The organism is Exiguobacterium sp. BMC-KP, assembly GCF_001275385.1.
Classification (GTDB): domain Bacteria; phylum Bacillota; class Bacilli; order Exiguobacteriales; family Exiguobacteriaceae; genus Exiguobacterium_A.
In genome coordinates this window covers 202955-221141 of the sequence record NZ_LGIW01000014.1, presented here as the reverse complement: position 1 = coordinate 221141, position 18187 = coordinate 202955, and the positions used below count along the sequence as shown (strand labels likewise).

Genomic DNA, 18187 nt, shown 5'->3' with positions numbered 1-18187 from the left:
TTTAGACATGACTTCGTTCAGATTGGCGTTGTCGATACATCGTGCAAGTAAAATTGATTTTTCCCACGACGCTTTGCCTCATACATCGCAAGATCCGCCTGCTCGATCAAGTCCGATCGAGACGCTGCATGTGCAGGATAGATCGCTCCACCGATACTTGCCGTCACAGGAAGTGAGATAATCCCGTGATGAAACGGCTGCTCGAACAACGATACAAGCTGTTCCCCACACTGAATCACTTCATCTTCTTGTTCAACGTCAAACAATAAGACGACGAACTCATCCCCACCTTGCCTTGAAATGACTGTATTCGGTGGCAGTTTCTTTTGTAAGCGTGTCGTGACATCGATGATGAGTTGATCTCCGACGCGATGTCCGTACGTATCATTAATTTTTTTGAAGTGATCGATATCGATAAAGAACAAGCCGACTTGTCCTTCACTCGCTTCCGCTCGGTACAGGGCATCTTGAAACAGTCGCGCAAATAAATAGCGATTCGGTAATCCGGTTAAAGCATCATGGTACGCCATATGCCGCATCTCTTCCATTGCAGATGCCAATGCTTCCGTCCGCTCCTCTACCTTCGCCTCGAGATTCTCGCGTAACCGTTGATTATCAACGACAATCCGGATTTGACGAGAAATCAATAACGGGATGGCAATCATCAGACCAATCGTCAAACCGTTCCAACTAATGGTTTGACGTGCCATCGTGACGAATAAAATCAATAAGAACAAATAAGGTGTAATCAAACGTAAGACATCGATCCATCTCCGTGTGGCGTCAAGCGTCACGTGGGATTCCTCAGCGTCAAAGCGATACGCGGCAAGCCCAACAATCATGACAGTCGCTAGCCACAACGGATCAAGCGAGCTCAAGGGAATCGGATAATCGAATCGTTCGAGTACGACATATAAAAGATCAGCGAGTAACTGAAAATGAAACGCGAGTAAAATCAATAATAACGAACCGCCATTTCCTCGCTTCATCAAACCAAAAAATAAGACAATCATCCCACCAAGTAACAATAAATCGCCGATCGGATAACGTAACCACAAGAGTGTTTCGATTGTCAGCAATTCATTCGCTTTTAAATACGGTGTGACCAAGTAATGCCAAGAGAGCGAAGCAGCAACCACTAAAATAATGAACTCATCAAATAAAAAGACGCGTAAATTAACCTCGCGTCGTCGATTTTGTAGGAAATAACCAAAGGCGATGATGTAGATCAAAATTTGAAGACTAAAGATTAAATCAATCCAGTCAAACGGCTCCGTTCGTGTTCGTCCTTGGATGAAATAAAGGAGCTGTCCACATTCGCCTATGCCAAGCATTGCGTTAGCGAATAATAATAAAAGAAATAAACGAGAAGTAAAAGGGCGTCTTGTATGACGTCGCTGTGCCTGCCAAATTAAATAGAGGGAGATTGATACACCACCGATCGTGAACAGACTATTTACGATTTGCCCTAACATCGTATCCGTCCCAACGTACGTCACCCAGCCGATATGAATGAGAAGCCAGCTGATGACAACTCCCAACCATTTCTGATACATGACGAATCCCCCTCTCCTTTTTTAACTATAGTTCGTTTGTCCTACAGGTATATCGGTTCATGCTTGCTGTTTATTCACTCTTTTTTTATTTTATTACTATCTTTTTGTAAGTTTGACTATTTTGAGCTCAACAAAAAACCGTGCTCACACCTAAGCGGTCTGAACACGGTTTGATCATAACGTATCACATTATCTTTAACTGGAACGTCGATTCTCTTTCGGCGATTCAATCGATTCGGTTAGACTAAGCGGTAAAACGATAATAAACCGACTACCTTTCCCGACTTCAGATTCCACATGAATGACGCCTTCATGTTCCTTGACGATTTCCTTACAGATCGATAAACCGAGTCCAGTCCCGCCGATTCGACGTGTATCCGAATTATCAACACGATAGAATTTATCAAATAAGTGTGCGAACGCATGGTGTGGAATCCCAATCCCTTCGTCCTTCACTTCAATGATAGCTTGATCGTCTTTCGTATCAATCCAGACATCCACGCGCCCACCGTCCGGAGAATACTTGATCGCGTTATTGATCAAATTATTCATCAACTGCTTAATCCGATCCTCATCACCTAGAATCAACGGGCGATCTGGACTGAGTAACTGCAAATGAAGATCGTGTTGTTCACTTGAGGCATCATACAAGGACATCACCTGTTCGGTTAAGCTAAATAAATCGAGATGCGCCATCTGATACAACTGTCCACCCGACTGCATGCGCTGAACATCTAAGAAGTCTGTGACGAGATTCGATAATCGTTCCGTCTCATTATGAATCGTCGCTAGATATTTCTGCTGTTTTGAATCATCGATTTTTCGATTCAACATCAATTCTGTAAAACCATAAATCGATGACAGTGGTGTACGTAACTCATGCGAAACAGTGGAGACAAGTTCTGTTTTTAAACGATCCGCTTCCGTTTCCCGGGTAATATCCCGCAAAACAAGGATGATTCCCTTCCATCCACCTACAACATCAATACGCTCCGCGTAGACTTCAAGATGAGCGGTGTTGTTTCGAACATCAAAGCGAACCTTATCCGGTGAAATCTCACCTGAGCGAATCAAATCCAGATACGTATTAAAGGCTTCAACATCATCAACTAACTGGCGCATGACATTGATGACATACTCACTCGATGGCAAAGTTCGATCTACTGTAAATTCCGATTGGAGTTCTGGAATCAACTCAAACAACGGTCGATTGACGTACAACTCTCCATTTCCATCCTCGAGATAGATGATTGCTTCTCGGATCGAGTCCAACACTTGCTCTGTTTTTTCTTTTTCCTGACGCATTCCTTCGTAAGAACGTGTTCGTAAAAGTGAAAGCGTCATTTGTTGCGCAAACTCGCGAATATCCGTCAGCTGTTGTCCTTTATATGAAGATTTGTAGCGAACGAGATAGATGGCGGCAATCAACTCATGGGTTTCTGGGTCTTGGACTGGAATCGTCACTTCATACGTACTAAAGGAATACGGATGATCTTTTTCACGTGTCACTCGTTTTTCTGATTGGACGAATTCCATCTCACGAACAGCACGATTGATAACGGACATCTCATCTTTCAGGAGAACTTTTAAATAGTCCATCGTCATGCCGTTTGTTGTTGTACCGATGAACTCCCCTTCTTCGTAGAGTAAAAGAGCACCGTACTCCGAAGAGGTGATATCGATCATCTTTTGAACGATTGCCGGATATGATTCGACAGTTTCACGAACGGCGAGCGCCTCCGTCAATTCGCTACGTAATCGCAACTTTTCCTCATTCTTTTTCGTCGTTTGATACGCTTCTTCGAGTTCCTCTTGTTGCGCCTGTAACTCTTCTTGTTGCGCGAGCAATTCCTCACTTTGCGCCTGCAATTCTTCGTTTTTCCCTTGCATCGCATCCGTATGGGCATTCGTCGTCACGACCATCCGATTAAAGGAAGCACGTAACAATCCAATTTCGTCTGGACGTTGTTCTGCTGTCTTGTCGATTTCAATCGATTCCTTACGGGCAAGTTTTTGATTATCCTCGACTAGTCGTAACAATTGTCGCGTCATTCGACGAAGGAACGGATGAATGAATAAGAGAATGAATGCAACGAGCACAACGATACTTGAAATCCAAATCCATTGTGATTTCGCGACCTCACTTCGTAATTCTCCAACAGCTGTTTCTTGCTGTTGATTGAGATTCGTTCGATATTCATCAAGTGCAGCAGATGCTTTTTCAATATCTGGTGTAATATCGATTGATCCATCTGCGGTCGGCTTTAATCGTCCTTGTTCTACAAGACGCTCGGCAATCGGTAAAGAAAACAGACTATCGCCTTGTAAAAAATCTTCGTTAATTCGATTCGCCTTTTTTTCGTTAACGTAAGACTGGGTCAACGGAAATAAGGCATCGTAGTACAATTCATATAGATTCGTCATTTGTGCGGCGAATTCTTCTTCTTCATCCGTTTTTGCATTTCGCATGAACCAATCAGTCTCACTTTTAATATCTGTTCGAAGTGCTTGAACCTCGTCAAACCGATCCTGGTCTCCAAATATGACAAAACCTCGTAAGCCGAACTGAACCGTTTGCCAATTGTCCCATAAATCGTTGGCTCGGCGATTTTGTTCACTGATCGTTTCAAGATTCTCTTTAGACGTTTCAATTCGCCCTTCCATGTAGTCATAGACAAAGAACGAAGTAATCGATACTACGACCAGTACCGCATAAAAAACCGTCAGCAGTTGCCGACCGATTCGTCGCCGAATCCAATTCATCATGAATGTATCCTCCTCATCATTCACTGAATGATGCTTTTTCATTTGTTTCTTTTAATATAATAGAAACGCTTTCGAAGCAACAGCTAAGATGTACAAAAAAAGACCTTTTCTCGGAATGTACCCGAAAAAAGGTCTTCGTACCCCTTATTTTTTCGCTTTCTTGACTGTAACAGAAGTCACAGGACTCAATTGTCCGCGTGTATTCTTCACATAGACAGATAGTTTTGCTTTTGCTTTTTGCTTCGGAATTTTTACGGAATAGTTTCCTTTAGAAGAAACCGTTCCTTTTCCAATCACTTTTTTCTTCGCATCTTTTACATAGACACTCAATTTCTTTTCAGCTGTACCCGTTACTTTCGTTTGACCGGCATAGACCGATTTCACTTTGGGTGCAGTTGGCGCTGGTAAGACTTTTACGACAGTCGGTTTACTTGTACGTTTGGCAATATCCGTCACCGTAACGATCAAGCTTGAACCACCCACCTGTTTCGGTAATTTCGCGCTGAACGTACCTTTTGCATCGACTTTCGCCGTTGCAATTTTCTTTTGTTTCGCATCTTTGACTGTAATCGTACCGCCCGCAAGAGCTGTACCTGTCAGTTTTGTTGCACCGGCAAGAACTGGTTTGACTTTTGGTGCGGCTGGTGCTTTACCAGCAATAACTTCTGTACGTTCTGACGTGACGTCAAGCCCGTTTACGTAACGAACCGTCAAAACGGTCCCTTTAGTTTGACGCGGAATCGACACGCTGTATTTTCCAGATTTAGCTGTAGTAGACCCCAACTTCTTAGTTGACCATACTTCAACCTTTGTTCCGGTTTTAACCGTTCCTGTAACAGTCAGTTTATTATCATATACTTTGTTAACAGCTCCACTTAAATTCAATTGCGAAATTGCCCGAGGAATACTGACTTTTCCGTATCCTGAAACTGGACTGACATAGGCAGGAAACTTAAATTCAAGCTCTTCTCCCTCTTCTTCCTCAAACCAATCATTCGGGTTTTCGAAAGCTAGTGGTTCTGCACTTTTTTGTAGAATTTGTTCGATTTGTTTAGGTGTTAGTTTAGGATTAAGTGACTTCAAGATTCCCGCAACAGCTGCAACGTGTGGTGAAGCCATGCTTGTTCCATCCATATAGACCGTATTACCGTCCGGAATCAAACTCGCAACTTTTGAACCTGGTGCAACGACATCAAGTCCTACTCCATAATTCGAGTAATCTGAAACCATACCGAGCGTATTCGTCGCTCCAACAGAAATCGCATATTCTGAGTTTGCTGGGAACCCGACCATCATATCGTAGTCATTTCCTGAAGCGGCAACGACTGTTACACCATGATCCGCAGCATATTTCATCATATAAGCCATTGTGCGGCTTTCACCACCACCAAGACTCATATTGATGACTTTCGCCCCATGATCAACAGCATATTTAATACCGAGTGCAATGGCATCTGTTTCTCCTTCACCATTTGCATTTAAAACTTTAACTGGCAAGATTTGTGCCGACTGATGGATCCCTTGGATACCGTAATCGTTGTTGATCGTCGCTGCGATGACTCCTGCTACGTGTGTTCCGTGACCATTATCATCAATCGCGTCACCGTCACCGTTTACAGAAACATAGTTTTTCTCATTCGCAATATCAACTTTCCCTTGTAAATCCTTTAAGCGATAATCAACACCTGTATCGATGACTGCAATTTTGACAGGTGCTAACTTTTTCCCACTAAACCGTTTTTGGAACTCCTCAAAACCAATCCCAACATTCGGGAACTGTTCGAAAACTGTTTTCTTATTGACGGCCCATTGGTAGTCAAAATTGATATCACTTGTTGCTTTGTAAGTTTGAATCTTTTCAACATATTCGACAGCTGATGAACGACCAATCGATTGCTTTAATGCTGATGCTGATTGCCCTTTCACCGTCGGGTCTTCTGTCACAACAATGAAATCACCAGCTTTACCGAGTGGTAAACGCTCAACATCTGCCGATTGAATTCCAGCAATTTTCATTGAACTGACTGTTTTCCCTGGCTTTAACTTAACAATGAATCGCGTAGTTTCTTTTGACTGAATGTTCATCCCTAATGTTCCGAACGTATCGTCTAATGTACTACCACTCATTTCAGATATCTTCATTTTTTTTGCATATCCATCGATTTCTTCTGCAATCACAGCAGGAGAAGCATCACGTGATAATGTATAAAGACGGTCGACCGCTTGTTGATCTGTCTTTGTCAGCGTGTACGATGTTCCACGTACAAGTGCCTCCATTGCAGGTTTCAATGTTTTTAAATCTTCGTACGCTTGTTGGCGCTTATCCTTATTGAAAAGAAGCGTTTTGACAACGTACGGTGATGTTTTGTAATAAAGTGAAGTCAATGCACGACCTGCATCCGATTGACTCAATACTTGTTTTTGAATCGAGTGCATCAGAGCTAGCATTGGTTTTTCTTCTTTTGTTTGTTTTAATGCTTCTTCTGCCATACAGCTAATATCGCTGATTGGCTCGTATTCAACAGCCAATTTGACGTTATTGTATGTTAACTTAACGTTTGCCGCTTTTGTCGTTTTCCCCTCTTCGATGTTCGGGTAATATTCGACTTTGACATAATATGGTCCATCCCATGCATACGGAACAGCTAATTTTGTTGGTGCTTTTTCGTTCGGCTCGGATTCTGTCCGGTAACGATCAAATGTATCATCTTCAGCTGCCATCGCTTCGCTCGGATAAGCTGTTACTTGAACAGGTTGATCCGTATCGATCGATAACTCGAAGTGTGATGCAGTTTTTTCTATACCAGCTTCATGATTGACACGGTACCAATATGTATTTTTTTCTTCCATTCCGGTCTTAAGTGTCGTTTCTTTTCCTGCTTGTAAAAGTGTTGCGTTTGCAAGAGCGGTCTCCGCCTTTGCAGTAGTTGGTCCTACTCCGAGCGTTAAAACTAAACAGCTCAGCATGACCCAAATCATCAATTTCTTCACACATGCTCCTCCTTCAAAATGGATATACTTTAATTTGATTATAAACAGTATATGGATAAAATGGATAATTAATTTATAGTGAAATCTTACAATTTTGAAAGAAAGACGCATCATGTTCTAAAGAACACGATGCGTCTTTTCGATTCCATTCATTTAAAATCTGCTACATATTCGCTGTATCCTTCTTGTTTCAATTCCTCTTTCGGAATGAAACGTAACGCAGCCGAGTTCATACAATATCGAAGTCCGGTCGGTTTCGGACCATCTGAGAAGACGTGTCCGAGATGTGCATTTCCATGTCGACTCCGAACTTCCATCCGTTTCATCCCGATTGAGAAGTCACTTTTCTCAATGATATTGCCCGGCTCAAGTGGTTTCGTAAAACTCGGCCAGCCTGTCTTCGAGTCATATTTATCATTTGATGAAAACAGTGGTTCTCCAGAAATCAGATCGACATAGATCCCGTCTGCTTTTAAATCATGATACGGATTATCAAATGCTGGCTCTGTTCCATCTTCTTGTGTCACTTTATACTGGATCGCGGTTAATTTCTTTTTGATTTCTGCATCAGACAACTTTGGATAAGTTGGAAGATCGAGTTTCGGTTGATCGTTCCAGTAGCGATTGATGAAGTCGTCACGTCCAGAAGCTGCCCGATAAAACTTATATTTTTTCTCGTTCGTCAAATAATAATCCTGATGGTATGCTTCCGCTTCGTAAAAAGGACCTGCTGCAATCAATGGTGTGACGATTTTATCATCGAAGATTTGTTGTTTGTCTAAATCCTGTTTCGATTGTGCTGCGATTTCTTTTTGTTTCTCACTCGTGTAGAAAATCGCTGTCGTGTACGATTCCCCTTGGTCGACGAATTGACCATCTGCGTCCGTTGGATCAATCTGACGCCAGTAAACATCAAGCAATTGTTTATATGAGATGACACTCGGATCAAACGTGATCAACACCGCTTCCCGATGCCCTGTCGTCTCCGCTGACACTTGATTATACGTCGGATTTTCAACATCACCGCCCGTATAACCAGAAATGACGGACTTGACTCCTTTTAACTCTTCGAACGGGGGCTCCATACACCAGAAGCATCCTCCAGCTAAAATCGCTGTCTCTTCCGGTTGATAACTCAATTCCTTACTGCCACTTGATTTTGCTTGCTGTTGCTGGAACACGAAGTATCCCCCGACCATGATGACGATGAGACCGATGACGGATAAAACTGTCCACATTCGTTTCTTCATCTCCCTTCGCCTCCTTTATTTAGCTTACGTCACGTGACGTCGATTGGATGTTCTTTTATTTAACTGTACCGCGCTAATGCCGGCTTGTCGTAGCATGTGCTCAAACGGAGCACATTACATCATCTGGATTAAAGAAGTGCGATCAGGGAATAGACTCTATAGCTCAAAAACACCAGGAGGGGTATCTATGTTTGATTATACTGTTACATCGCATCACGACTTGGATCGCGTCATGACTCAATTGAAGCAAGCTCTATCAGAAGCATCGTTCGGTGTCCTATGGGAATTTGATTTAGCGAAAAAATTCGAAGAAAAAGAACTTTCTTTTGCTGAAAACTACCATATTCTCGAAGTATGCCAGCCAAAAGAAGCGCATCGCGTCGTATCCCACGATTTACGAGCCGGTTACTTTCTCCCTTGTAAAATCGTTGTCTATACAGAAGACGGACAAACGAAAATCGGTATGCCAAAGCCGACTGCCTTGATGGACTTAGCAGACGAAGCAGCACTTCAGACGGTCGCAGAAGAAGTGGAACATACGCTACGTCACGTGATTGATCAGTCCGCCCAATAAGAAAAACGCTCTACCTGTACGCATTTCCACTAGGAAACATCGTACAAGTAGAGCGTTTTTTTGTTCATAAGATATCGATCCAAATCTTCACGGCTGTCGCTAAAATCAGGACAGCGAGAATGACCTGGAGAATCTTCGTATTCATCTTCTTCCCGGCGATTGCGCCGAGCGGTGCTGCAATTAAACTAGCGATGACCATGATGGCTGCAGGACCCCAGTCGACTTGTCCTGTCGTGATTTTACCGACAGTTGCGCCGATCGACGAAATGAACGTGATCGCAAGCGACGAAGCAATCGTCATCCGTGTCGGGATTTTTAAGAGGACAAGCATGATCGGGACGAGTAAAAAAGCACCTGCTGCCCCGACGATTCCGGCTCCGACACCCACGATGAATGCCGATACAGCTGCGACGGTTTTATTGAACTGGACCTGATCGAGCGGAATGTCGTCAAGCCCTTTTTTCGGAACGAACATCATGATCGCTGCCGTTAACGCGAGAACACCGTAGACGATATTGATTGTATCTTCAGCCAGGATATTTGAACCATAGGCACCGATGAAGCTACCGATTAAAATCGATCCCCCCATGTAGACGATCAATGATTTATTCAAATAACCGCCTTTCCGATACGCCCAGACGCCACCAATCGTCGCAAAAAAGACTTGAATTGCGCTGATCCCCCTGCGACTTCATGGGCGGAAAATGCCGCAAAACCGAGTAGTGGTGGGATATACAGTAACATCGGATATTTAATGATTGATCCGCCAATTCCTAACATTCCTGAAATGTAGGATCCGACGAATCCGATTAAGAAAATCGTCACGATAAAACCTAATTCCATCGTTTATCACCCCTTAAAAAAGAGAGCCGTCAATCAGCTCTCTTTTCAAAATTAACCTTTTTGAATCCAGAATTTTAGGACGCTTGCTTCTTCTTCATGTTTGAGGAGTTCATGACCACCCGATGTCGCCCAAGCCTGAAGATCGTTTTTTGCCCCTTTATCCGTTGCATGGACTTCAAGGATTTGACCTGATTCGAGTTCCGCGATGGCTTTTTTTGTTTTCACGATTGGCATCGGACATGCAAGTCCTTTTGCGTCGAGTACGAGTTCTGATTTCATGTTGTATTCCTCCTGAATGATTTTGATGTTAGATATGAATCGGTTTAGCGCACCGCACAGCGGTTCGGACCGACTTCCATTTCCCGTTGTGTCTCGAGATCGGGTGTCTGTTTTCCCATGTTCGTTTCACGGATGTCTTGGTACGCGTTCGGTTGTGGTGGCAGGTTCTCTGTGACCATCTTCCGGAATTCAGTTTCATCGTCGATGTTGAGACCATGATTGTTCGCAAGTAAGATGCTTAATTTCTCCGCTACACTACCGTCCGTGTTCAATTCTTCAATGATCATGAAGTGTGCTGGCAGAACAATCAATTCCGGTGAAAGATCACGATATGTGTTGTAGAGTGAATCGCGTAAGTCGCCGACCCAGTCTTCTGCGAGACCGGCTAAATCCGGACGACCAATCGAATCGATGAACAAGATATCACCCGTCAACAAATAGCGCTGATCGACGATGAATGACGTTGATCCAATCGTATGTCCCGGGGAATAAAGCGCGCGTACTTCAATCGCCGTATCCCCGACTTGTACCATACTGCCGTCTTCAAGTGGTGCATACTCGAATGTGACATCTGTTGCATCTTTAGGTGGCAACCAATACGTCGCCCCTGTTTTTTCTGCGATGTCGCGTCCTCCAGAAATATGATCCGCATGAAGATGTGTATCAAACACATGCTTAATCGTAATGTTACGTGACGCTGCATAATCCAGATAAACATCCGTCATTCGTGTCGCATCGATAAGAACAGCCTCTCCTTCTGAGATGACCATATACGAGAGACATCCTTTACCGATTCGGACAAACTGGATGACTTCCCCTTGATCAGCTCCCGTATCGTTCAACGTTCCGAGTGAAATTGGTTCTAGATGTTCACTCCATGCTTTCATGCCGCCTGAGAAATACGATACGTCTCGCCCTGCTTCTTCCAGCATATCGGCGACGAAAATCGATGAACCTTCTTTTGCGCAAACGACGAGGACATCCTGATCCGTCGGAAGCTGATCGAGAATCTCCTCAACACCATCCAACAATTCAAAATACGGAATGTTGAGGTACTTGAAGTTCTCTCCTTCAATCTTCCAATCTTGAAACGCATCTTCATTCCGTACATCTAAGATGAACAGAGACTCACGTCCAATGATTTTCTTCGTAACTTGTGCGGCTGTCATTGCTTGTGCCATATCTACTAGTTCCTCCTCTGCTTTACGCTGTTGAATTATTTCGCTGAAACGAGTGTTGTTGTCTCAAATGCCCATTCCTGCATACCCGGTAAGACATTGTGGACCGTGTAGCCCTTGTCACTGAGCTGTCGGCATGCCATATCACTTCGACTGCCTGTCCGGCAAATGACATAAATCGTCTGATTCGAATCCAGTTCCGTGTGTCGTGCTTCCAGCTCGCCTAACGGAATATTGATCGCTCCCGGTACGTGAGCGAAGGCATATTCTGCTTGTTCCCGAACATCGAGTACCGTGATTGAGTCGTCCTGACGTGCTGCTTCAACTTTTGCGTTATCGACGGTTTGGTTGAATGCTGCAGGTTCCGTGACATCGCCCGTCGATTTCCGAACGTAATGACGGAGTACTTCGCCTTCTTCAATCGTACCGAGGTAATGATTACCGGTACTGTTCGCCCAAGCACGAAGATCTGCAGTCGAACCTTTATCTGTCGCCTGGACTTCAATGACTTGTCCCGGTTCTAACGTCTTGATCGTTTTTTTCGTCCGAACGATTGGCATGGGACAAGCGAGACCTTTAGCGTCCAATACGATATCTGATTTAATCATAGTCATACAATTCGCTCCTTTACGGTGTGGGGTATTATTTATTTCGTTTCGCCTTCGTACGACATCATGCCGCCATCCATGTTCGTCACGTCATATCCTTGTCCTTCGAGATATGTTGTTGCGCGACCACTCCGTGCACCAGAACGACATACCATGACATACTCTTTTTTCTTGTCGAGTTCGTTCATCTTGAATTCAATCAATCCGAGTGGAATATGGATCGCTCCCGGAATCATTCCTTCTTTGACTTCATCGACTTCTCGGACATCAATGACGTTCAGTTGTTCACCACGTTCGATTTTTTCCTGTACTTCTGTTGCTGTCATGCGTTTCATATTCATTTCCTCCTCTTCATTCGATTCAACGCCAGGCATTCATTCCGCCACGGACTTCCGTGACATTCGGATAACCGGCTTTTTTTAATACTTTGACGGCTTGTTTGCTTCGCATTCCGCTTTGACAGATGACGAGCACTTCTTTGTCTTTCGGGATTTGATTCAGTTGACTGTTTAACGTTTGTAATGGAATATTCTTAAATCCTTTGATGTGATTGCCCTTGAATTCTGCTGGTGTCCGAACATCGAGATAAAATCGCTTGCGGTCGTTTAACAACGGTTTCAGTTCCGTTGTCGATACTTGCTTGACACCTTTCGTTGGTGCAAACATCTTATAAGCGAGATAGCCGACGATGAGCAACAAGATAATCGATAGTACATCCATGCGTCATTCCTCCTTCAGATCATTAGATGAATAGATTGACGTTTCCGTTCTCCGCATCGGCGAGGTAGGCGGCAACTCCTGCGTACTCAATGCCGTCGTGCAATTCTTCCTGTTTTAAGCCGAGCAGATCCATCGTCATCGTACAGGCGACGAGTTTGACGTCCTGCTCTTTTGCTAATTCAATCAAGTCCGGAAGTGGCATCGCATTGTGTTTCTTCATGACGTTTTTAATCATTTTTTGACCGGCACCACCGAAGTTCATTTTCGAGAGTGGCATCTTATCGGCACCGCGTGGCATGAACTTACCGAACATCTTCTCAAGGAATGTTTTATCCGACTGGATTGGTTCATCTTTACGCATCGCATTCAAACCCCAGAAGGTATGAAAAATCGTGACTTCGTGATCGTATGCGGCTGCACCGTTGGCAATGATATAAGCTGCCATGACTTTGTCGTACTCTCCACTAAATAAAACGATGGTTGTTTTTTTCGTATCTGACATGAACGTAATTCCTCCAAGTTTTTACCCTAATGGGTATATTAATTCGTAAAAAATTTTTTATCTACTTTTCATTAAGAGTTGAACAGCCTCTGCAACGGCTTGTTCATGATTTTCCGTCGCATCATCCTGACGAACACAGTCAATCAAGTTCTCACTGACGACGAGACCAATGACACGATCGATTGCACTACGTGTCGCACTCAGTTGTGTCACGACATCCTTACAGGACGCCTCTTCTTTCATCATTCGAACGATACCGTGGATCTGTCCTTCAATCCGATTCATCCGATGAATGATGCGATCTTCATAACCGTTTTCCATATGAAGTCCATCTCTTTTTTTTAATGTGACATGCGTCATACCTCGTTGGTACATTTCATACAATAATACCTATAGGGGTATAAGTCAACGAAAAAGATTTCTGGATTCATCACTCTGTTCGGTGAGTCCGGAAATCTTTTTGTAGTCAGCCTTTCCAATTCGCTTCTAAAAAATCGATCCAACGCTCTGCTAGTCGAGTTGGCATCTTCTCTGGTAACACATAGCGAAACGTCCGGTTGGAGATTTCTTTCGCATGAAGCGTAAAGGCTTCAGACGGGAAGGACGTGACAAGTCGTTCTGACAGCGCTGCAATACCACTCCCATTTAAAACAAGTTGTCGCGCTAAATAATTCGCATCTACTGTAATCGTTCGAGCGGGAACGATCGACGACGCATCAAGCCAACGATGAAGTGCATAGCGAGAAGCGGACCCTTCTTCGCGGACGATCCACGTCGCATCTTCGAGTGCAAGATGTGTCGCTCCAATGATATGCAGTTGATCTTTCGCAAAGATGATTTGTCTTATTCCATCAAGTATCAGTTCACCTTCAATCATACCGAGATCAATCTCACGATGTCGTAAAGCTGCTGCCACTTGATCATGATTCATCAATTGGATGTCCAGTGAGACTTTAGGGTGAGCGCGCGAAAACAGATGGATCATATCATCAAGCATTATCTCGTGGATCGTATGTGTTGCTCCGATTCGTAGCGTACCTTGGAAGACCCCTTCCGATTCATCTAACTGCGACTGCATCTGTTCGAGTTGGAATAGAATTTCTTTTGCATGCCGATAAACGATCCACCCCATTTCCGATACCTCTACCCCTATTGCGAAGGAATCACGTATTAATAACGAATGTCCGACATCTTCTTCGAGTCGTTTCACGTGAACACTGATCGTCGGTTGCGACAGAAATAACTGCTCCGCTGTTTTCGTAAAATGACGTGTCTCGACAAGTGTAACGAATGTTCTCAGTTCCGTTAATTTCATGTATTCTCCCTCCCCATTACATTTCATAATCATTTATATTTAAATAATTCATTTTTATAATCAAAGATTCCTCTTTCATACTTGAAGTATCACGTATTAGAAAGAAGGATAACTTCATGATTTATATCTTATTTATGTTGTTGGGTGCTATCATCGGCATTCTCTCCGGCTTTTTCGGAATCGGTGGTGGTATCATTCTCACCCCCCTGTTATTAATTCTCGGCTATGAAGCGAGTACCGCAATCGTTCTCAGTCTGTTACTGACACTCGGTTCGACTATAACCGGTACACTCTCGCATCTCCGCTTAAAAACATTCCGTTTTCGCGATGCTGGGATCATCGGTCTATCTGGAATCATCGGTTCAGCGTTAATCACACCAGTCGTCTTTTGGCTCGAGCGTCATGCTGTTACTGACATCGTCTTGTCGAGTCTTTATATCGTCTTACTGCTTGGATTTTCGATTCAATTTCTACGCCCCCGTTCAAAAGAACGTCCGTCTTTTCCGGTTCATGATGCTTCCGTCATGAAGCTCGCCGTCACCGGTCTCGCTGCCGGAATTCTCTCCTCATTGATGGGTGTCAGCGGTGGATTCTTATTAACCCCCCTCTTGATTGGTTGGGTTCGCTTCCCGCTCAAACAAGCAATCGGAACGAGTATTGCCTCTGCAACCCTTATCGTTCTAGGAGGCGTAACAAGTTATGTCGCTTCCGGAACCAGTGCCCCGTTATCGCTTGGTCTTGCCCTGATCGTCGGTGCGTTCATCGGCTCACCACTCGGTGCTGCACTCTTGAATCGCTTTAATGAGCCGTTCGTCCAAAAAGCGTTAGGTATCTTTTATGGTGTCGTTGCCTTGAGCGTCATCGTCAAAGTGTTCGGCCTTCCTTATCTGTCACTCGTATTACTCGCTTTGTTCACACTCAGTCTGTTGAGCGTCTTTGGATACCGGATTCTTAAAACTACCTAAACGAAAAAGCAGCTGACGACATGTGTCAGCTGCTTTTGTGCGTGCTTGATGATTAACGCACGCTTTCTTCTTTGATTTTTTGCGGCTTCATGATTTTTGCTTCTTTTTTCTGACGCATGCGTTCTGCATTCATCAGTCCCCCTAACATCAAGACGACGGCAGATAAATAGAACCACGTCATTAAGACGATGATGCCGGCAAGCTGACCGTAAAGACGATCGTAACTACCGAACTCAGCATAGTAAGAGAAAAATTCCGAAACGACTTGCCAGGCAATCGTTGCAAAGATTGCACCAGGGAGTACCTGACGAACCGTCAGATGGACACTCGGTAAGATCCGATACAATAAGATGAAAAAGACAAGTAAGAACAATGTGCCGAGTCCCCAGCGGAATAAGAACCAAATCCAAGAGTAGTTCGTCACGAAATCAGCGACGATCGCAAAATGGTTGATGAAACGTCGTGTTAGTTTCTCTGAAATCGGAACGATCAACGATATCGGAAGAATGATCATCATCCCGATCGTAAAGGCGAAGTCTTGTAAGAGCCCGCGCCAAAATGGTGCTTTTCGTGTCACTTCAAGCGCATCATTCAGCGAGCGGACAAGTGACTGGACCGACATTGAAGCGAGCCAAAAGGCTGCGAGGAAACTGATCGAGGCAAGTTTAAAGCCACCTTGATCAAAAATCCCAACGACATTTCGCTGAATCAAATCGTACGTTTCTGCCGGAGCAAACGGTCGAATCAAATCAAGTACGTTATCCGACGTAAACGGTAAGAACGAGACGATTCCGACAACAAATAATAAGAACGGGAATAAGGACAACATCAGATAGTAGGCGAGCTGAGCCGATTTATCGAAAAAGGCTTCGCCAAAAAAACGGGCAAATACAGGTTTGATTAAAGACATACATATTTCCTCACTTTCAACTAATTCTCTACACTATCCCCCATTTCGTACCTCCTTTAAACTTTTGGAAGTCTTTTGAACTTATAACAACCTTATACATCATTCAAGTTTGGCGCTTCGGTTCCACGCAGGGTACACTAGGAACAGAGATTGTATTGTGCTTGTTTTTCAGAAAGGATTTCGATTCGTGTACTCACTCATTCAATCCGAAGCAGAACGCTTCTTTACTTCTTATATAGAGCAATACCCCGAAATGATCGGACGTCAGCAAGAAGTTATCCGTTCAATCGAAGAGACGGGAACATATGAGCAGACGTCTTCTGAGCTGGCGTTCGGTGCCAAGCTCGCTTGGCGCAACAGTAACCGCTGTGTTGGACGTCTCTTTTGGGAACAACTCCATGTCTTTGACGCGCGGGAGGCGTTGACCGTCGAAGCGGTCCGCGACGCGTTATTTGAGCACATCCGGTTCGCGACGAACGAAGGACGAATTCGCTCGACAATCACGATTTTCCACCCGACACGGGTTCGACTCTACAATCACCAACTCGTTCGTTACGCCGGTTACGAAACGGACAATGGCATTATTGGTGACCCGGCTTCCATTCAACTAACGCGCCAATGCGAAGCACTTGGTTGGACAGGAGCGCATACATCGTTTGATATTCTGCCCCTGTTGATTGAACTCGATGGACAAGTCAGTCTACATCCGATTCCTGGCGAGCTTGTCCTCGAGGTCAGCATCACGCATCCTGATTATGATTTGTTCGGCGGTCGCGAAGTCCGCTGGTATGCTGTACCGATGATTGCCGACATGCAGCTTGAAATTGGTGGCATCGTCTATCCGTGCGCCCCGTTCAATGGATGGTATATGGGAACAGAGATTGGTGCTCGTAACCTTGCCGATACGGAGCGTTACGATCTCTTACCACTCGTAGCCACCCAACTCGGTTTGAACACGTCACGTGAACGTTCGCTTTGGAAAGACCGAGCGCTCGTCGAGCTGAACGTAGCCGTGCTTGAGTCTTTCGAGCGTGCTGGTGTCACGATCGTCGATCATCATACGGCTGCGAAACAATTCGCTCGTTTTGAAAAAAACGAAGCGGCGTGCGGTCGTGATGTGACTGGGGAGTGGTCATGGCTCGTACCACCGATGAGTGGTGCGACGACACATATGTTCCATAAAGATTACGACCCGGAAATCAAACGACCGAACTTCTTCCCCAAATCGACACAGACAGCTCCTGTGACCGGCTGTCCGTTCCATCAAGGAGCCCTGAAATGAATTATGTCGAACAGTTACGCAAAAAAATCGGTCACGATCCAGTCATTCTCGTCGGTTCCGTCGTCCTCGTCGTGCAGAACGAGCACATTCTGCTAGAGCAACGGAACGAAGCACAAGCTCGCTTCGGTTTGCCTGGAGGATTGATGGAATGGGCGGAATCACCGGAAGAGACAGCCCATCGGGAACTCGCGGAAGAGACGGGATTAGAGGTGGAACAATTGACGCTACTCAATGTCTACTCTGGTCCGCAATACGTGACGACGTTAGCGAACGGAGACGTCTTTCAAAGCGTCACCCTCGCCTATATCGGTGAACATCCAATTGGCACATTAAAACAAAGTGATGAAAGTATCAAGCTTCAGTTCGTCCCGCTCGACGACTTACCAGATCACTTAGTAGGTTCTCACGCTCGAATGATTGAAGACTACAAAAAGCGCCGCTAAATCGA

Annotated in this window: 17 protein-coding genes and 1 pseudogene; 4 read left to right on the top strand and 14 right to left on the bottom strand. The window is 44.6% G+C overall.

Features of this window, described 5'->3' with window-relative positions:
• Nucleotides 1-17 precede the first annotated feature (17 nt).
• The 4 genes from ADM98_RS05040 to msrB all read right to left on the bottom strand — a co-directional run bounded on the left by ADM98_RS05040 (nucleotide 18) and on the right by msrB (nucleotide 8563).
• A complete protein-coding gene (locus tag ADM98_RS05040; protein ID WP_053452523.1) occupies nucleotides 18-1556 on the bottom strand; it encodes a GGDEF domain-containing protein in 1539 nt (512 codons plus the stop codon).
• A 195-nt stretch (nucleotides 1557-1751) separates the two neighbouring features.
• The gene (locus ADM98_RS05035; protein WP_053452522.1) at nucleotides 1752-4322 is read right to left on the bottom strand and encodes a HAMP domain-containing sensor histidine kinase; all 2571 of its coding nucleotides are present in this window, start codon (nucleotides 4320-4322) and stop codon (nucleotides 1752-1754) included.
• Nucleotides 4323-4466: 144 nt separating this feature from the next.
• Nucleotides 4467-7313 carry a S8 family peptidase gene (locus tag ADM98_RS05030; protein ID WP_053452521.1) on the bottom strand — a complete coding sequence of 949 codons (2847 nt, stop codon included), beginning with the start codon at nucleotides 7311-7313 and terminating at the stop codon, nucleotides 4467-4469.
• 149 nt (nucleotides 7314-7462) lie between these two features.
• Nucleotides 7463-8563 (bottom strand): peptide-methionine (R)-S-oxide reductase MsrB, encoded by a 1101-nt coding sequence (msrB, locus tag ADM98_RS05025; RefSeq protein WP_053452520.1) that lies wholly within the window; start codon nucleotides 8561-8563, stop codon nucleotides 7463-7465.
• 187 nt (nucleotides 8564-8750) lie between these two features.
• On the opposite strand from msrB, the gene ADM98_RS05020 reads away from it, so the two are divergent.
• Nucleotides 8751-9137 carry a DUF302 domain-containing protein gene (locus ADM98_RS05020; protein WP_053452519.1) on the top strand — a complete coding sequence of 129 codons (387 nt, stop codon included), beginning with the start codon at nucleotides 8751-8753 and terminating at the stop codon, nucleotides 9135-9137.
• Nucleotides 9138-9201: 64 nt separating this feature from the next.
• On the opposite strand, the pseudogene ADM98_RS05015 reads toward ADM98_RS05020, so the two are convergent.
• From ADM98_RS05015 to ADM98_RS04975, 9 genes and pseudogenes are all read right to left on the bottom strand, one after another.
• Nucleotides 9202-9980 (bottom strand): annotated as a pseudogene (locus tag ADM98_RS05015) (sulfite exporter TauE/SafE family protein).
• Between the two features lie 51 nt (nucleotides 9981-10031).
• Nucleotides 10032-10259 (bottom strand): sulfurtransferase TusA family protein, encoded by a 228-nt coding sequence (locus ADM98_RS05010; RefSeq protein ID WP_053452518.1) that lies wholly within the window; start codon nucleotides 10257-10259, stop codon nucleotides 10032-10034.
• 44 nt (nucleotides 10260-10303) lie between these two features.
• Nucleotides 10304-11440, bottom strand: coding sequence for an MBL fold metallo-hydrolase (locus tag ADM98_RS05005; RefSeq protein ID WP_053452517.1), 1137 nt, complete (start codon nucleotides 11438-11440; stop codon nucleotides 10304-10306).
• Nucleotides 11441-11475: 35 nt separating this feature from the next.
• On the bottom strand, nucleotides 11476-12051 hold the full coding sequence (locus ADM98_RS05000; protein ID WP_082318503.1) for a sulfurtransferase TusA family protein: 576 nt from the start codon (nucleotides 12049-12051) through the stop codon (nucleotides 11476-11478).
• 32 nt (nucleotides 12052-12083) lie between these two features.
• Nucleotides 12084-12380, bottom strand: a complete 297-nt coding sequence (locus ADM98_RS04995; RefSeq protein ID WP_023466941.1) for a rhodanese-like domain-containing protein — start codon at nucleotides 12378-12380, stop codon at nucleotides 12084-12086.
• 25 nt (nucleotides 12381-12405) lie between these two features.
• Complete coding sequence (locus ADM98_RS04990; RefSeq protein WP_053452516.1) at nucleotides 12406-12765, bottom strand: rhodanese-like domain-containing protein; 360 nt, start codon at nucleotides 12763-12765, stop codon at nucleotides 12406-12408.
• 22 nt (nucleotides 12766-12787) lie between these two features.
• Nucleotides 12788-13267 carry a DsrE/DsrF/DrsH-like family protein gene (locus tag ADM98_RS04985; protein WP_053452515.1) on the bottom strand — a complete coding sequence of 160 codons (480 nt, stop codon included), beginning with the start codon at nucleotides 13265-13267 and terminating at the stop codon, nucleotides 12788-12790.
• Nucleotides 13268-13324: 57 nt separating this feature from the next.
• Nucleotides 13325-13588 carry a metal-sensitive transcriptional regulator gene (locus ADM98_RS04980; RefSeq protein WP_023466936.1) on the bottom strand — a complete coding sequence of 88 codons (264 nt, stop codon included), beginning with the start codon at nucleotides 13586-13588 and terminating at the stop codon, nucleotides 13325-13327.
• A 145-nt stretch (nucleotides 13589-13733) separates the two neighbouring features.
• Nucleotides 13734-14582, bottom strand: a complete 849-nt coding sequence (locus ADM98_RS04975; RefSeq protein ID WP_053452514.1) for a LysR family transcriptional regulator — start codon at nucleotides 14580-14582, stop codon at nucleotides 13734-13736.
• Between the two features lie 116 nt (nucleotides 14583-14698).
• Here ADM98_RS04975 and ADM98_RS04970 point away from each other — a divergent pair, with 116 nt between their 5' ends.
• Nucleotides 14699-15547, top strand: a complete 849-nt coding sequence (locus ADM98_RS04970) for a sulfite exporter TauE/SafE family protein (protein ID WP_053452513.1) — start codon at nucleotides 14699-14701, stop codon at nucleotides 15545-15547.
• A gap of 52 nt (nucleotides 15548-15599) precedes the next feature.
• On the opposite strand, the gene ADM98_RS04965 is transcribed toward ADM98_RS04970, so the two are convergent.
• Nucleotides 15600-16457 carry a YihY/virulence factor BrkB family protein gene (locus tag ADM98_RS04965; RefSeq protein ID WP_053452512.1) on the bottom strand — a complete coding sequence of 286 codons (858 nt, stop codon included), beginning with the start codon at nucleotides 16455-16457 and terminating at the stop codon, nucleotides 15600-15602.
• Between the two features lie 187 nt (nucleotides 16458-16644).
• Here ADM98_RS04965 and ADM98_RS04960 point away from each other — a divergent pair, with 187 nt between their 5' ends.
• Both ADM98_RS04960 and ADM98_RS04955 read left to right on the top strand, forming a co-directional pair.
• On the top strand, nucleotides 16645-17739 hold the full coding sequence (locus tag ADM98_RS04960; RefSeq protein ID WP_053452611.1) for a nitric oxide synthase oxygenase: 1095 nt from the start codon (nucleotides 16645-16647) through the stop codon (nucleotides 17737-17739).
• Nucleotides 17736-18182 (top strand): NUDIX hydrolase, encoded by a 447-nt coding sequence (locus ADM98_RS04955; RefSeq protein ID WP_053452511.1) that lies wholly within the window; start codon nucleotides 17736-17738, stop codon nucleotides 18180-18182. The genes ADM98_RS04960 and ADM98_RS04955 overlap by 4 nt, the downstream gene beginning before the upstream one ends.
• The last annotated feature ends 5 nt before the right edge of the window (nucleotides 18183-18187 follow it).

Coding starts and splice junctions, on each gene's coding strand:
- ADM98_RS05040 (WP_053452523.1), bottom strand. CDS start 1,556: ATGTATCAGAAATGGTTGGGAGTTGTCATCAGCTGGCTTCTCATTCAT.
- ADM98_RS05035 (WP_053452522.1), bottom strand. CDS start 4,322: ATGATGAATTGGATTCGGCGACGAATCGGTCGGCAACTGCTGACGGTT.
- msrB (WP_053452520.1), bottom strand. CDS start 8,563: ATGAAGAAACGAATGTGGACAGTTTTATCCGTCATCGGTCTCATCGTC.
- ADM98_RS05020 (WP_053452519.1), top strand. CDS start 8,751: ATGTTTGATTATACTGTTACATCGCATCACGACTTGGATCGCGTCATG.
- ADM98_RS05010 (WP_053452518.1), bottom strand. CDS start 10,259: ATGAAATCAGAACTCGTACTCGACGCAAAAGGACTTGCATGTCCGATG.
- ADM98_RS05005 (WP_053452517.1), bottom strand. CDS start 11,440: ATGGCACAAGCAATGACAGCCGCACAAGTTACGAAGAAAATCATTGGA.
- ADM98_RS05000 (WP_082318503.1), bottom strand. CDS start 12,051: ATGACTATGATTAAATCAGATATCGTATTGGACGCTAAAGGTCTCGCT.
- ADM98_RS04995 (WP_023466941.1), bottom strand. CDS start 12,380: ATGAAACGCATGACAGCAACAGAAGTACAGGAAAAAATCGAACGTGGT.
- ADM98_RS04990 (WP_053452516.1), bottom strand. CDS start 12,765: ATGGATGTACTATCGATTATCTTGTTGCTCATCGTCGGCTATCTCGCT.
- ADM98_RS04985 (WP_053452515.1), bottom strand. CDS start 13,267: ATGTCAGATACGAAAAAAACAACCATCGTTTTATTTAGTGGAGAGTAC.
- ADM98_RS04980 (WP_023466936.1), bottom strand. CDS start 13,588: ATGGAAAACGGTTATGAAGATCGCATCATTCATCGGATGAATCGGATT.
- ADM98_RS04975 (WP_053452514.1), bottom strand. CDS start 14,582: ATGAAATTAACGGAACTGAGAACATTCGTTACACTTGTCGAGACACGT.
- ADM98_RS04970 (WP_053452513.1), top strand. CDS start 14,699: ATGATTTATATCTTATTTATGTTGTTGGGTGCTATCATCGGCATTCTC.
- ADM98_RS04965 (WP_053452512.1), bottom strand. CDS start 16,457: ATGTCTTTAATCAAACCTGTATTTGCCCGTTTTTTTGGCGAAGCCTTT.
- ADM98_RS04955 (WP_053452511.1), top strand. CDS start 17,736: ATGAATTATGTCGAACAGTTACGCAAAAAAATCGGTCACGATCCAGTC.